A 13470-nucleotide genomic window follows, 5' to 3' on the forward strand; every position below is an offset into this window, starting at 1 on the left:
GGGCCGCCCGCCGGTATTTCAGATCAGATCGACAGCGTTAGCCGCCTTTCTGCTCATAGGCCGTTCCCCAGCCCCAGGCACCGGATCCAAAGCCGCGCGCCACGACGCGCTCGCGATAGATGGCCGAGACGATGTCACCATCGCCCGCCAGCAGTGCCTTGGTCGAACACATCTCGGCGCAGATGGGCAGCTTGCCCTCGGCGATCCGGTTGCGCCCGTATTTCTGGAACTCGGCTGTCGAGTGGGTCTCTTCGGGGCCACCGGCGCAGAAGGTACATTTGTCCATCTTGCCGCGGCTGCCAAAGTTGCCTGCCTGAGGATATTGCGGCGCGCCGAAGGGGCACGCGTAGAAGCAATAACCACACCCGATGCAAAGGTCCTTGGAGTGCAGAACCACCCCTTCCTCGTTCTGGTAGAAGCAGTCTACGGGGCAGACCGCCATACAGGGTGCATCGGAACAGTGCATGCAGGCCACGGAGATCGACCTCTCACCCGGTTTGCCATCCTGAATGGTGACAACCCGGCGGCGGTTGATGCCCCACGGCACCTCATGCTCGTTCTTGCAGGCAGTGACGCAGGCGTTGCATTCGATGCAGCGTTCGGCGTCGCAGAGGAATTTAGCTCTAGCCATTTCTCATATCTCCTTATGCTGCACTGATTTTGCAGAGAGTACATTTCGTCTCCTGCATCTGCGTGACCGAGTCGTAGCCATAGGTCTGTGCCGTGTTCGAGCTTTCGCCCAGCACGTAGGGATCGGCCCCGTCGGGATATTTGTCCCTTAGGTCCGCCCCTTCGAAATGGCCGCCGAAATGGAAGGGCATGAAGGCCACGCCTTCGCCCACCCGCTCAGTCACCATTGCCATGACCTTGACCTTGGCACCTTCGGCACCTTCGACCCAGACCTGCTCACCATCACGGACCCCAAGATTATTGGCATCGCGCGGATGGATTTCCACGAACATGTCCTGCTGAAGCTCGGCCAGCCACGGGTTCGACCGCGTTTCGTCGCCGCCGCCCTCATATTCGACCAGACGACCGGATGTCAGGATGATTGGGTAATCCTTGCTGAAATCCTGTTTCTGGATCGACGCATAGAGCGTGGGCAGGCGATACGCCTGACGGTCCTCGTAGGTCGGATAATCCGCCACCAGATCGCGCCGCGGTGTATAAAGCGGCTCGCGGTGAAGCGGGATCGGATCCGGGAAGGTCCAGACAACCGCACGCGCCTTGGCATTGCCGAAGGGCGCGCAGCCATGCTCGATGGCCACCCGCTGGATACCGCCCGAAAGGTCGGTTTTCCAGTTGGTCTTGGGTCCGGCCACCGCGTCAATGCTGGCGCGTTCCTCGTCGGTCAAATCACCGTCCCAGCCGAGATCCATCAACATCTGCATCGTGAACTCAGGATATCCATCCTGAATTTCTGATCCGACACTATAGACCCCTTCGGCCAGCAGGTTGTCGCCGTCGCGTTCCACACCGAAACGGGCACGGAAGGTCAGGCCACCCTCACCCACGGGCTTGGACATGTCATAGAGGTTCGGCGTTCCGGGGTGCCCCATCTCGGCCGTTCCCCAGCAGGGCCAGGGCATACCATAGTAATCCCCGTCCGCCGGACCACCCACCGCCTGCAGCGTCGTTCTGTCGAACGTGTGCTGGTTGGCCATGTGCAGCTTGATCCGCTCGGGCGACTGGCCGGTATAGCCAATGGTCCAGAGGCCGCTGTTGAACTCACGCGTGATGCTTTCAACATTGGGTGTCTCGGCATCTTCCATCTCGATATTCCGGAAGAAACGATCGGCCCAGCCGAACTTGTTGGCGAACTTGGCCATGATGACCTCGTCCGGCAAGCTCTCGAACAGCGGCTCGACCACGCGGTCGCGCCATTGCAGCGAGCGGTTCGATGCCGTGACCGAGCCACGGGTTTCGAACTGCGTACAGGCCGGCAGCAGATAGACGCCATCGGTGCGGTCATGCAGCACGGCGGAAACGGTGGGATACGGGTCGACCACGACCAGCATGTCCAGCTTTTCCATCGCCGTCTTCATTTCCTTCATCCGGGTCTGCGAGTTGGGCGCGTGGCCCCACAGAACCATGGCGCGCACCTTGTTGGGCTGATCCATGTTCTCGGCATCTTCCAGCACGCCGTCGATCCAGCGGCTGACCGGGATACCCTTGAGGTTCTGGAGCGATTTGTCCTTGCCCTCGGCATCCTTGATGCTGTCGAACTGACCGGCAAGCCAATCGCCATCTTCGCCCCAGACACGGCCCCAGTGACCCCAGGCCCCTGCCGACAAGCCGTAATAGCCTGGCAATGTGTGGCTCAGAACACCAAGGTCGGTCGCGCCCTGCACGTTGTCATGGCCACGGAAGATGTTTGTGCCACCCCCGCTTGTACCCATGTTGCCCAGCGCCAGTTGCAACACGCAATAGGCGCGCGTGTTGTTGTTGCCGTTGGTGTGCTGCGTGCCACCCATGCACCAGATCACGGTGCCGGGGCGGTTATTGGCCAATGTCATCGCCACGCGCTTGAGCTGACTACCGGGCGTGCCGGTCACGCGCTCAACCTCTTCGGGCGTCCACTTGGCCACTTCTTCCTTGATCTGGTCCATGCCCCAGACACGGGTGCGGATAAATTCCTTGTCCTCCCAACCGTTCTCGAAGATGTGCCACAGGATGCCCCAGATCAGCGCCACGTCGGTGCCGGGACGGAAGCGGACATATTCATCCGCATGCGCCGCCGTGCGGGTAAAGCGCGGGTCGCAGACGATCAGCGGTGCGTTGTTCTGCTCTTTCGCGCGCAGAACGTGCAACAGCGAGACGGGGTGCGCCTCGGCCGGGTTGCCGCCGATGATGAAGATGGCCTTGGAGTTGTGGATATCGTTGTAGCTGTTGGTCATGGCGCCGTAGCCCCATGTATTCGCCACACCGGCCACCGTCGTCGAGTGGCAGATCCGCGCCTGGTGATCCACGTTGTTCGTGCCCCAATAGGCGGCGAACTTGCGGAAGAGATAGGCCTGTTCGTTGTTATGCTTCGCCGATCCCAGCCAATAGACGCTGTCCGGACCGCTTTCCTCGCGGATCGACATCATGCCGTCGCCAATCTCGTCGATCGCCTGTTCCCAGCTGATGCGTTTCCACTCTCCGCCTTCCTTTTTCATCGGATATTTCAGGCGGCGCTCGCCATGGGCGTGCTCGCGGACCGATGCACCCTTGGCGCAATGGGCGCCGAGGTTGAACGGGCTGTCCCAGCCGGGCTCCTGGCCCACCCAGACACCGTTCGACACTTCGGCCACAACCGTGCAGCCGACCGAGCAGTGCGTACAAACCGATTTAACCAAATCCACCGCCTCTGTCGCGGCCGTCTGGGCCGTGGCGCGGGTGACGGTGCCCCCTGTTGCGCCGATTGCGGCGAGGCCACCAATGGCCAGTCCGGATCCGCGCAGGAACGCGCGGCGGTCGACCGACTTCTCGGCGACCTCAGACAGGATACTTGTCCGCTGGGGGCGTCTCGCAACCCCGTTGGTCTTTTTCCTAAGCATGTTACTCTCCTCCCTTGCGTGCCCGATGGGCTTGCTAGGTATTGCTGTTTCCTCTGACTGTCGGGCCAATCGCTACCAGTCGTCAGCGGCTTCGGGGTGATCTCGTCCGGCTCGGAACCGGGCGCTATCGTCGCGCCGGAGGCGCATTTTCAGGGCGCTAGAAGCGCGCACTTTCCAGATATGCGCGCGTATGCGCGGTGTCCTGCATCTTCTCCGATGTCAGGTCTGGCTCGGCCGCCTCGGCCTGCGTTCCGCTGACGGCGGCAACGGCCACCGCAGCAGGCGCAGCAGTGCCGGCCAGTTTCAGAAAATCGCGACGGCTTGCACCGTCTTCGGTTTTCTTGGTCATGAGAGTTTTCTCCTCCCCTTGGTTGTAGCGGGTTGCCCCGCCCTTCGATGCGAGCATCAGCCCGCGCTCATCCGAAAGCCTTCCGCCTCGATCTCCATGAACACCCGGCCGACTGCGCCGACCGAGGCATAGAGAACCGAATTCTGAGCGGCCTCCAAATCCGTGTAAAAATGCCCTGCCCAGGGGCCGATATGCTTGGCGAAGAACGTTTTTTGATCGTCCAGCGATGCGGGCGCACCGAACCGCCCGCGGATCATCCCGCCCATCATCTCCATCAGCGACGCGATGTTATCCTCGGGCTCATAGACATTTTCGGCCCGCGTCATGCCGCGAACCGCCATATCCCGGCGCAACGTGGCCAGCGGCTTTTCGTTCAGGAAGCCGGTCAGGTAATAGCTGGCATAAGGCAGAAGCTCGCCGCGACCCAAGCCGATAAAAAGCGCGTTAAACTCGCTCTCGACGGTTTTCGGCTTGCTGAGCGACGCGATCCGCGCAAGCGCCTTGATGGCAGTTCCCAACGCGCTGTCATCCCCGGCCAGTTTCGCCGTCTGAGCCAGAAGGACCTGATCCGGCGGCCCCGAAAGCAGCAATCCCATAAAGTCGTAAAGATCAGCGCGCAGGCCGTCCTCTTCGGTGATCTGGGGGATTTCTGTCATAACGGCCTCACTCATGCGTCTGCCACCTCTTCGTCTTGGAAACTGAACCGCATCCGGCGGCGCGGGGCGGGCATCGGTTCGGCATCAGCCATGTCGATCGCCTCGGCGGGTTGTATGACTTCATCGGGTTCAGGCTCAGTTGCCAGCTCTTCGGCCAGTTGATCGTCTTCGGCGATGTCTTCATCAGACGGGTCAGCCGTGACGTCGCCCTCTTCCTCTTCGGCCGATTCCAACTCGGCCTGCCGTGCCATCTCGTCGAGATGGGCCTGCATGCCCTTGCCAACCTGGTAGGTGGTCGAAAGGTTTTCGATCACGCAGGCCGCATCGGTGAAATCCTCGCCGTAATCTACCAGCCCGTCGACATTCGCCAGAACCGGATTGGTCAGCCACAGTTTGCGCAGGGCGCGACTGCGGATGCGGTCCGGCACGGCGCGGGCCATGAAGCCGCTGAAATCGTCACCGGCGTCGAGGCTGTCGGGGTCCGGCAGCCCAAGGTCCGCCAGGATTTCATCATCGGTCTTTTCGGCCTGTTCGGCCTCGATCGCACGAGTTTGCAGCGCCACCTCTTCGGCCTCGGCCTCCTCGGCCACCCGCGCCTTGCGGCGGGACCAGAAATCTCTTGCCTCACTCATTGCAACCGGCCCTTCCGGGTCAGGGCGGGGGAGCGATAGACGCCGGACAACTGCGCAATCCGCGGATCACCGATGCCATCGACAACCTGCCCGATATCCTTCTTGTCACGGCGACGTTTCTTGAACTCTTCTTCCTCATGATGCGCCTCGACGAAATCGCGGATCCACGCCATCAGCCCCTCGGGCATCGGCACCTTCTCCACGATCTCCTCTCCGCTATCGGCATAGTCCTGTGCTTCGTAGGGCGAGGCGGTCGCCAGCAATACATCGAGCGGACGGCTATCCTCCTGGCTCTCGCGCAGGACGACATAAATCGAAGGCACTTTTGTCGAGAGCCCGTGCAGATAGGCCTCGGTCTCGGCACCGTGCAACTCAAGCTGACATGTGGCCGCGTGGAACTCGGTCACGCCACCCTCTTCGCGCATCACCCGCCACTCGGCCGGTGCGGCCCCGGGCAACACGCCAACCGCTTTCCATGACCATTTCACCCAACGGGTCACGCCCGGCGCGCGCCGGATGACAATGCCCAACGGCATATCTGCGTAGCTATTTGGGTTGCGGATCAATCGGTGCCTCATCCCCTTGGCTTCCCCGACAGAGTGAATCAGTTTCGCCGACACACAAAGCACTTTCGGCATCCCACCGCACACGGGGACATTTTGGGCAGGGGTTGACCGCCGCTGGTATTGGATTGGACAGATTGACCAAACACCGCGATTCCAGGACACGCGCATCACCGCCCACACCCCAAAAACATACAGAATCAATCAGGTTAATTTCGCCGCTCGTTTTTGATCGCGACGACACTAAATCCTGTTTACGAGGGCGCGGTTTCATGCCTAGTCTTGCGCCGCGAACAGGGGGGTAAGGCAGCAGAAAAGCTGCCCATCAGGACAAAGAAGAACATGCCTAAGCAACTGATTTTATGCGACTGTTCCGGCAGTCAGGAAATTGACAAGGACGCGTTGGAGGCGACGACGGGCCTGCCCTGCTCCAAAGTGCATTCCGGGCTTTGCACGCATCAGCTTGACGCGACACAGGCGGCAATCGCCACCGGTGACGCCATCATTTGCTGCCAACAGGAAACCCGAATTTTCCAGGAAATCGCGGACGAGCTGGAGGTGCCTGAGCCCCCTTTCGTCGACCTCCGCGACCGGGCCGGATGGTCGGCGGATGCGGCGCCAAAACTGCCCAAAATGGCCGCACTCCTCGCCGAGGCGACGCTGGCCGATCCCGGCGAGAAGACGGTAGATGTGGTATCCGAGGGCCTCTGCCTGATCATCGGCAAGAGCGATGTGGCGCTACCCGCCGCCGAAAAGCTTTGCGATGTACTGAGCGTGACCGTTCTGCTGACCGATGCCTCGGATCCGCCCGCGAGCCGGTCATTCGATGTCATCAGTGGCCGGATCAGGCACGCGACCGGCGCGCTTGGTCAGTTCGAACTGACCGTTGATGCCCTGCGCCAGGTTGATCCGAAAGGCCGCGGTGAGCTCGGCTGGGATGCGCCGCGCGACGGCGGGCGGACCGGCTGCGATATCATCCTTGATCTGACCGGCGACACACCGCTTTTCCCCGCGCCGGAGAAACGCGAAGGCTACCTGCGTGCCGATCCCGGCAGCCTGCCCGCCGTGGCCGATGCCATCCTGACCGCCAGCCAGCTTGTCGGTACATTCGAAAAGCCGCTCTACGTCGCGCTGGAGCCGCTCATCTGCGCCCATTCCCGCGCCGAACAGACCGGCTGCGACCGCTGCCTCAATGTCTGCCCGACCGGCGCGATTTCGCCTGATGGCGACCATGTGGCGATTGACCCGATGGTCTGCGCCGGGTGCGGTTCCTGCGCGGCGCTCTGCCCCTCCGGCGCGATCACCTATGATGCACCCGCCCCCGACCTGATGTTCCGGCGTATCGCGACCCTGGCCAGCACCTATCTAAAGGCGGGCGGGACTGCGCCGCGCCTGCTGGTGCATGATGCCACCCATGGCGCCGAGATGATCCGCCTGGCCGCGCGTTTCGGTCGGGGCTTGCCTGCGGATGTCATCCCGCTTGAGGTATCCGCGCTTGCGGGTTTCGGCCATGCGGAGATGCTGGCCGCGCTGGCATCGGGTTTCTCGGAGGTCTCCATCCTGCTGTCGCCCACGACGGAACGGGACGCGCTCGACCACGAGGTGCCGCTGGCCCGCGCCATAGGCGGCGAGGACCGCATCAACGTCCTGGATTTCTCGGACCCGGACATGCTTTGCGACACGCTCTATGAAATGCCAACCTCGCCCGGACAGCAAACCGACCCGATCCTGCCAATGGGCAACCGTCGGCAGGTCGCCCGGCTTGCGGCCAAATCGCTGCGCCCGGATACCGGGTCCCTGCCCCTGCCCGATGGTGCGCCCTATGGCGCCGTCTTGGTCGATACGGATGCCTGCACCCTCTGCCTGAGCTGTGTGTCGCTCTGCCCATCGGGCGCACTGAACGACAACCCCGACATGCCGCAGCTTCTGTTCCAGGAGGATGCCTGCCTGCAATGCGGCCTTTGCGCCAATATCTGCCCAGAGGACGCGATCGCCTATGAACCGCGGCTGAACCTGACCGATGCCGCGCTGACACAAACGGTCCTCAACGAGGAAGAGCCTTTTGCCTGCATCGAATGCGGGGCGCTTTTCGGTGTGAAATCCACTGTCGAGAAAATCGTCGAAAAGCTGGCCGGGAAACATTCCATGTTCGCCACGACCGAAACCGCGAAGATGATCCAGATGTGCGATAACTGCCGCGTCGATGCGCAGTTTCATTCGGAAAACAACCCGTTCGAAGGCGGGCAGCGCCCCAAGACACGCACGACCGAAGATTACTTCAGTAAGCGCCGGGATCACTGATGTTTGATCGGCGCGCCCAGATTGGCCGGCTCGAGCCGGCTCACATAGGCCATGATGGCGTCGAGATCATCAAGCGTCATCTCGACCGGGGCGATGGGAGACGGGCGGTTGATCGGAAACGGCTCGGTCACATCCTCGATCTGCGTGAAGGCGGGATGGGGGTTGAGGGCAAAGAAAGCGCGAAACCTGTTGTCCCAATCCCGCAAGCTGCGCAGGACGTGAAAAGAGGGCGTCGAACCGATGGCGTTCATCCGGTTGTCTGCACTGACCACGTGGCAACGGCCGCAATGGAGGCTCGACAGTTTCAGCCCTTCGGCCGCGTCACCGTCATAGGTCTCGACCGTGGCCACGGCCTCCGCAACCTCGGGCAGGGTGAAGGGCTGTGCGCCATCCACCTCAAAGCTCGTCAGCGTCCGATGCCCGACCTCCGAGGTCAGCCAATCGGCAAACCGCGCGGCACCGGGATGATCCGCCGCCACCGTCATATGCCAGGTCGCCCCGGCGCCGGTAAAAACCGCGACGCCATCGCCATCGGGCGCAAGCGTCACCTCTGCGGCCCCATCGACCAGTTCCACGCGGATCTGGGTCTTGAGCGAGAACCGTGGCAGCAGGTGTTTCAACAGCCCGCTTTCGATCAGCGTTTCGGGCGCGCTGAGGCGGAAATCCCGCTCGCCCGCGGCCACCAGATGGGGCACCGAGGCCAGCGCGACGATGAGAGAGAGCAAAATTCGCATGCCCGAAGGGTAGGAAAACCCGGACCAATCCGTCAATAATCTTGGCGACTCACCAATCAAGGAGCCCAAAATCATGAGCGACGATGCCAATATGTCGATGCGCAAATTCCTCAAACAGGTCGGCGTGACCTCGCAACAGGCGATCGAGGAAGGCCTGCGCAGCGCCGGGGCCACCGCAGGGCAGGAATACACCGCGAAGGTCGTCCTGACCGTCGAAGGGCTGGACGTGGAACATGTCGTGACCGGCACGATCAAAGGGTAGAACGGATTTGAGCATCACCCGTGAAAGCGTCATCGAGGCGCTCAAGGCCATCGCCGATCCGGTAAGTGGCAGCGATATCGTCAGCGCCGGTATTATGCGCGGTCTGAACGTCGAGGGCGACACCGTGCGCTTCGTGCTGGAGATCGACCCGGCCAAGGCCGAGGCCTATGGCCCGGTGCGCGATGCCTCGGAGACCGCCGTCAAAGCCCTGGGCGCGGGCGAGGTCAGCGCGGTTCTGACCGGCCATACCGCCAAGGCGCCGCCGGATCTCAAGCCGCAGCGCAAGGCCGAACCGCAAGGCCCGCAACCGGTGCCCGGGGTCAATCACCTGATCGCCATCGCCTCGGGCAAGGGCGGCGTGGGCAAATCCACCGTTTCGTCCAACCTCGCCTGCGCGCTGGCCGCCGAAGGCCGTCGCGTGGGCCTCTTGGATGCCGACGTCTATGGCCCCTCGCAGCCCCGGATGCTGGGCGTGTCGGGACGACCGGCCAGTCCCGATGGCAAAACCATTCTGCCGATGCGCAACCATGGCGTCACCATGATGTCCATTGGTCTCATGACCAACGAGGGCCAGGCGGTGGTCTGGCGCGGTCCGATGCTGATCGGCGCGCTGCAGCAGATGCTGATGCAGGTGCAGTGGGGCGCCTTGGATTGCCTTCTGGTCGACCTGCCCCCCGGTACGGGGGATGTGCAGATGACCCTTGCGCAGAAGGCCAAGGTCGATGGGGCAATCGTTGTGTCGACACCGCAGGATGTGGCCCTTCTGGATGCGCGCAAGGGGATCGACATGTTCAACCAGCTTCATGTGCCGGTGCTGGGCATGATCGAAAACATGTCCACGCATATCTGCTCGAACTGCGGGCACGAGGAGCACGTATTTGGTCATGGCGGCGTCGCGGCGGAGGCGGCGAAGCTGAACGTACCGTTGCTGGCTGAAATCCCGCTGCATCTGGATATCCGCCTGGCCTCCGACGGCGGCGCGCCGATCGTGGTGAGCCAGCCCGACAGCCCGCAGGCGCAAGGGTTCCGTGAAGTCGCGCGCAAACTGATCGACCAAGGGGTGGCATGAACGATCCCACCTTCCCTCCCCTGATGACCGGACAAGCGGTGAGCGGCAATATCGACCCGTTCGAAAAAGCCTGCGCCATGGCGGCGCTTGGCTGCGACGCGGGGCTGATCGTGCATAATGTCACCGCCAACCGGTTGATGGCAGCGATGGTCATGGCCCCGGAAGTGCCGCTTGAGGACGCGATGGCCATGTTGCCCACCTGCGGCGTTGGGTTTCAGAACGCGCTTGGCGCGCTCGCCCCGCCCGAGGTTGCCGTGCACCTCGAATGGGCAGGCGGCATCCGCATCAACGGCGCCTCCTGCGGGGGCTTGCGCGTGGCCGCGGGCGGCACAGATCCAGCGGCGGAACCCGGTTGGCTGGTGGTGGGCCTTGATCTGCCGCTGATGCAGGTGACGGAACGCCCCGGCGACACACCCGACCAGACCGCGCTTTACGACGAAGGCTGCGCCGACGTCGATCCGGTCAACCTGCTGGAAAGCTGGGCGCGGCACACGCTGGTCTGGATCACCCGGTGGGAAGCCGATGGCGCGGCGCCGCTGCACGCGGAATGGCGGGGGCTGGCCCATGGCATCGGTGAAGACATCACGCAAAGCGGCATTTCGGGAAGCTGGCTCGGTGTTGACGAACGCTTCGGCATGCTGATCCGCGCGGGCGACGGCACCCATCTGATCCCGCTGACATCCGTATTGGAGAGCACCTCATGAAACTCGCCCGCGCGATCCATTTCGATGAAAGCGACATGAATGTCTACCACTCCCCCGCGCGCACCGGCGAATGGTGCATCTCGGGCGGGTTCGAGTTTTCCAACTGGACCGAGGCCGACCTGACCGGCAAACCGCGTCAGGCCTTTGCGAATGGCTGGCTCGGGTGTGAAACCTTCGGGCGGGTCACCTTCGTGGCCGTCACCCAGGTCGAACAGGCCGAGATCGACACGCTGGCGCAGGCGCTGGCCGAGCATTTCGTACAGATCTACGGCGCGCCGGATGTGGCCACGGCGCTCCCCGTCGCCGCCGAAGAGCTGGGCCACATGGCCGAGCTTTGCGAAGATCACGCGCCCAATACGCTCCTGACTGTAATGCGCGAGCTGACCGATGCGGGGGTCAGGGAGAGCTTTCGCGTGATCGAAGCGCAGGACGCCGGGTTGGAGCAATTCGCCATTCACGGCGACCTGGAAGAATAGCCGCACGGCGACCTCGCCCAAAACAACAGACACGCCGCGGACCAAAGAGCTGGTTCAAGGATAGCCCTGCGGTTGGGCGGGGTCTTTTGCAAAACGGGAAATTGGCATATCCCGGTTCCTATGAAGATCCTCCTGGCAGAAGACGATACCGTATCGGCGGAATATATCCGCAAGGGCCTGACCGAGCAGGGATATGTCGTTGACTGGGTGACCGACGGGCGTGATGCACTGACCCATTGCCTCTACAATCCGGTCGACCTCGCAATCGTGGACCGGATGATGCCGGGAATGGACGGGCTGTCGCTGGTCAAGGCCCTACGCGCCTCCAAATGCGACCTGCCGGTGATCTTCCTGACGGCGCTTTCGGATGTCGAGGACCGCGTCGATGGGCTAATGGCGGGCGGCGATGACTACATGATCAAGCCGTTTCACCTCTCCGAATTGCTGGCCCGCATCTCGGTTCTCTCCCGCAGGCCGAAACAGGCCGCGCAGGAAACCCGGCTTAGCGTCCATGACCTTTCGCTCGACCTGCTCAGCCGCACCGCATCCCGGCAGGGACAGATGATCGAATTGCTGAATAAGGAATACGCCCTGCTGCATCTTTTGATGGAGACGCCGGGCCGCGTGATCAGCCGCACGATGATCCTCGAAAAGATCTGGGATTTCTCATTCGATCCGGGCACGACCGTGGTCGAGACGCATATCAGCAAGCTCAGGCAGAAGATCGACAAACCCTTCGACACGGCACTTATCCACACCGTGCGCAACATGGGATACACCATCCGTGCCCCTCGGTAACCTCACGGCGGGGCACCCGTTCAAGGCGGCCTGGCGGGTCCTTCTGGTCTTCCTGCTGTGCTACGCGATCGCAGGGTACTTTCTGGTGAGCGCGGTCACGAACACGCTCAAGACCGAGCTCGAAGCCCAGACCAAGGCCGAAAGCCTGCTCTTGCAGAACATCTATCAACGCGATGGCAAGGCGGGCCTGCTGAACGCGCTTCGGGACATGGAAAGAGCCGTCCGCCCGCCCGAACACATGGTCAGCCTTTTCGATGAGAATGGCATCACCTTGACGGGGCCGGTTTCCGGCGTGCCGGATTTCGTGGGTGTGACGCACCGCGAAGTCGAAAAGATGACCGGTGGCAAAATTGCCGGGCGCTATGTTCTCAACGTGCAGAAGCTCGCGCAGATGACACTGATCGTTGGTCGCGACGCACGGTTCATCGACACCGCCGGACGGCGGCTGATCATCGGGTTGGCGCTCTTTGGCGGAGTGCTGTCGGGCATGACATTGATGCTTGGGCTATGGGCAAGCCGGGCATCGCTTGCTCGGCTCAGCGACATGGAAAAGGCCCTTTTCCGGGTCTCTGAGGGGGATCTGGCTGCCCGGCTGCCGGTAATGGCGCGCAATGATCAGTTCGATCGCGTCTCTGCGCGCATGAACCACAATCTCGACCGGCTTGAACGGTTGGTGGCTGGCGCCAAATCCACCGCGGCCGCCATTGCGCATGATCTCAAAACACCTCTGTCGCACACGCAGATCGCGCTGAACGAGGCGGCCGACGCCGTGGAGGCAGGACGCGACCCTGCCCCCAGGATCGAAGCCGCGCTGCACGAATTGCAATCGTTGAACACCACCTTTGACACGATGCTGCGCATTTCGCGCATCCAGGCGAAAACGGAAACATCCCGGTTCGGCCAGGTCGACCTCGGGGACATCGCCGCCAAGGTGATCGAATTCATGCAACCCCTGGCCGAGGAACGTGGCCAGACCCTGCGGCTGAACGCCCAGGAGGTTTCAACCTTCGCCGATGCCGCGATGCTCCAGCAGGCGTTGGTGAACCTTGTCAACAATGCCTGCACCCATACGGGTCGAGGGGCCACGATTGTCGTGGAGGTGGCGCAGGACGCGCAAGGGCCGATCCTGTCGGTCAGCGACGATGGCCCTGGAATTCCCGAGGCGGATCGCAACAAGGTATTGGAGCCATTCGTCCGGCTGGACCAGGCCAGGACCACCCCGGGCAGCGGCCTTGGTCTGGCCCTGGCCAAGGCGGTTGCCGATCATCACGGTGGCGCATTGGAGCTAAGCGACGCGAAACCCGGCCTAAGGGTCGAATTGCGGCTGCCAAACATCAAGAAAGTTTAAACTTCGACACAAGCCCGGAAAAGACACAGGCCCTATCTC

14 protein-coding genes are annotated in these 13470 nt (G+C 62.4%); 7 read left to right on the forward strand and 7 right to left on the reverse strand.

The window, feature by feature from the left end; translation table 11 throughout:
- Positions 1-37: 37 nt before the first annotated feature.
- The 6 genes from fdh3B to RBB29_RS02790 form a co-directional block, all read right to left on the reverse strand.
- Positions 38-631, reverse strand: coding sequence for a formate dehydrogenase FDH3 subunit beta (gene fdh3B / locus RBB29_RS02765; RefSeq protein ID WP_306112646.1), 594 nt, complete (start codon positions 629-631; stop codon positions 38-40).
- 13 nt (positions 632-644) lie between these two features.
- Positions 645-3539, reverse strand: a complete 2895-nt coding sequence (locus RBB29_RS02770; protein WP_306112647.1) for a formate dehydrogenase subunit alpha — start codon at positions 3537-3539, stop codon at positions 645-647.
- A 157-nt stretch (positions 3540-3696) separates the two neighbouring features.
- The gene (locus RBB29_RS02775; protein WP_306112648.1) at positions 3697-3888 is read right to left on the reverse strand and encodes a ubiquinol-cytochrome c reductase iron-sulfur subunit N-terminal domain-containing protein; all 192 of its coding nucleotides are present in this window, start codon (positions 3886-3888) and stop codon (positions 3697-3699) included.
- A gap of 56 nt (positions 3889-3944) precedes the next feature.
- Positions 3945-4559: a molecular chaperone gene (locus RBB29_RS02780; protein ID WP_306112649.1), complete on the reverse strand. Its 615-nt coding sequence runs from the start codon at positions 4557-4559 to the stop codon at positions 3945-3947.
- Positions 4556-5176 carry a DUF3306 domain-containing protein gene (locus RBB29_RS02785; RefSeq protein ID WP_306112650.1) on the reverse strand — a complete coding sequence of 207 codons (621 nt, stop codon included), beginning with the start codon at positions 5174-5176 and terminating at the stop codon, positions 4556-4558. Before RBB29_RS02785 ends, RBB29_RS02780 begins: the two co-directional genes overlap by 4 nt.
- Complete coding sequence (locus RBB29_RS02790) at positions 5173-5712, reverse strand: DUF3305 domain-containing protein (protein ID WP_306112651.1); 540 nt, start codon at positions 5710-5712, stop codon at positions 5173-5175. The genes RBB29_RS02785 and RBB29_RS02790 overlap by 4 nt, the downstream gene beginning before the upstream one ends.
- A gap of 369 nt (positions 5713-6081) precedes the next feature.
- Between RBB29_RS02790 and RBB29_RS02795 the strand changes: the two genes are divergently transcribed.
- Positions 6082-8040: a 4Fe-4S binding protein gene (locus tag RBB29_RS02795; RefSeq protein ID WP_306112652.1), complete on the forward strand. Its 1959-nt coding sequence runs from the start codon at positions 6082-6084 to the stop codon at positions 8038-8040.
- Here RBB29_RS02795 and RBB29_RS02800 read toward each other — a convergent pair.
- Positions 8034-8774, reverse strand: coding sequence for a hypothetical protein (locus RBB29_RS02800; RefSeq protein WP_306112653.1), 741 nt, complete (start codon positions 8772-8774; stop codon positions 8034-8036). The two genes, RBB29_RS02795 and RBB29_RS02800, sit on opposite strands and share 7 nt — an antisense overlap.
- Positions 8775-8847: 73 nt before the next feature.
- Between RBB29_RS02800 and RBB29_RS02805 the strand changes: the two genes are divergently transcribed.
- The 6 genes from RBB29_RS02805 to RBB29_RS02830 all read left to right on the forward strand — a co-directional run bounded on the left by RBB29_RS02805 (position 8848) and on the right by RBB29_RS02830 (position 13431).
- Positions 8848-9036 carry a DUF6494 family protein gene (locus tag RBB29_RS02805; RefSeq protein ID WP_306112654.1) on the forward strand — a complete coding sequence of 63 codons (189 nt, stop codon included), beginning with the start codon at positions 8848-8850 and terminating at the stop codon, positions 9034-9036.
- 7 nt (positions 9037-9043) lie between these two features.
- Entirely contained in the window at positions 9044-10105 is a 1062-nt protein-coding gene (locus RBB29_RS02810; RefSeq protein ID WP_306112655.1) for an Mrp/NBP35 family ATP-binding protein, read from the forward strand.
- On the forward strand, positions 10102-10809 hold the full coding sequence (locus tag RBB29_RS02815) for a biotin/lipoate--protein ligase family protein (RefSeq protein ID WP_306112656.1): 708 nt from the start codon (positions 10102-10104) through the stop codon (positions 10807-10809). Before RBB29_RS02810 ends, RBB29_RS02815 begins: the two co-directional genes overlap by 4 nt.
- A complete protein-coding gene (locus tag RBB29_RS02820) occupies positions 10806-11285 on the forward strand; it encodes a DUF6505 family protein (protein WP_306112657.1) in 480 nt (159 codons plus the stop codon). Before RBB29_RS02815 ends, RBB29_RS02820 begins: the two co-directional genes overlap by 4 nt.
- A gap of 120 nt (positions 11286-11405) precedes the next feature.
- Positions 11406-12083, forward strand: a complete 678-nt coding sequence (locus RBB29_RS02825; protein WP_306112658.1) for a response regulator transcription factor — start codon at positions 11406-11408, stop codon at positions 12081-12083.
- Positions 12070-13431 carry a HAMP domain-containing sensor histidine kinase gene (locus RBB29_RS02830; protein ID WP_306112659.1) on the forward strand — a complete coding sequence of 454 codons (1362 nt, stop codon included), beginning with the start codon at positions 12070-12072 and terminating at the stop codon, positions 13429-13431. The genes RBB29_RS02825 and RBB29_RS02830 overlap by 14 nt, the downstream gene beginning before the upstream one ends.
- Positions 13432-13470: the final 39 nt, after the last annotated feature.

The organism is Roseovarius sp. MMSF_3359, from assembly GCF_030733385.1.
Taxonomy (GTDB): Bacteria; Pseudomonadota; Alphaproteobacteria; order Rhodobacterales; family Rhodobacteraceae; genus Roseovarius.

Bases quoted from the DNA above. Each gene is read 5' to 3' on its own strand.
- fdh3B (WP_306112646.1), bottom strand. From the start codon at position 631: ATGGCTAGAGCTAAATTCCTCTGCGACGCCGAACGCTGCATCGAATGC.
- RBB29_RS02770 (WP_306112647.1), bottom strand. From the start codon at position 3,539: ATGCTTAGGAAAAAGACCAACGGGGTTGCGAGACGCCCCCAGCGGACA.
- RBB29_RS02775 (WP_306112648.1), bottom strand. From the start codon at position 3,888: ATGACCAAGAAAACCGAAGACGGTGCAAGCCGTCGCGATTTTCTGAAA.
- RBB29_RS02780 (WP_306112649.1), bottom strand. From the start codon at position 4,559: ATGAGTGAGGCCGTTATGACAGAAATCCCCCAGATCACCGAAGAGGAC.
- RBB29_RS02785 (WP_306112650.1), bottom strand. From the start codon at position 5,176: ATGAGTGAGGCAAGAGATTTCTGGTCCCGCCGCAAGGCGCGGGTGGCC.
- RBB29_RS02790 (WP_306112651.1), bottom strand. From the start codon at position 5,712: ATGCCGTTGGGCATTGTCATCCGGCGCGCGCCGGGCGTGACCCGTTGG.
- RBB29_RS02795 (WP_306112652.1), top strand. From the start codon at position 6,082: ATGCCTAAGCAACTGATTTTATGCGACTGTTCCGGCAGTCAGGAAATT.
- RBB29_RS02800 (WP_306112653.1), bottom strand. From the start codon at position 8,774: ATGCGAATTTTGCTCTCTCTCATCGTCGCGCTGGCCTCGGTGCCCCAT.
- RBB29_RS02805 (WP_306112654.1), top strand. From the start codon at position 8,848: ATGAGCGACGATGCCAATATGTCGATGCGCAAATTCCTCAAACAGGTC.
- RBB29_RS02815 (WP_306112656.1), top strand. From the start codon at position 10,102: ATGAACGATCCCACCTTCCCTCCCCTGATGACCGGACAAGCGGTGAGC.
- RBB29_RS02820 (WP_306112657.1), top strand. From the start codon at position 10,806: ATGAAACTCGCCCGCGCGATCCATTTCGATGAAAGCGACATGAATGTC.
- RBB29_RS02825 (WP_306112658.1), top strand. From the start codon at position 11,406: ATGAAGATCCTCCTGGCAGAAGACGATACCGTATCGGCGGAATATATC.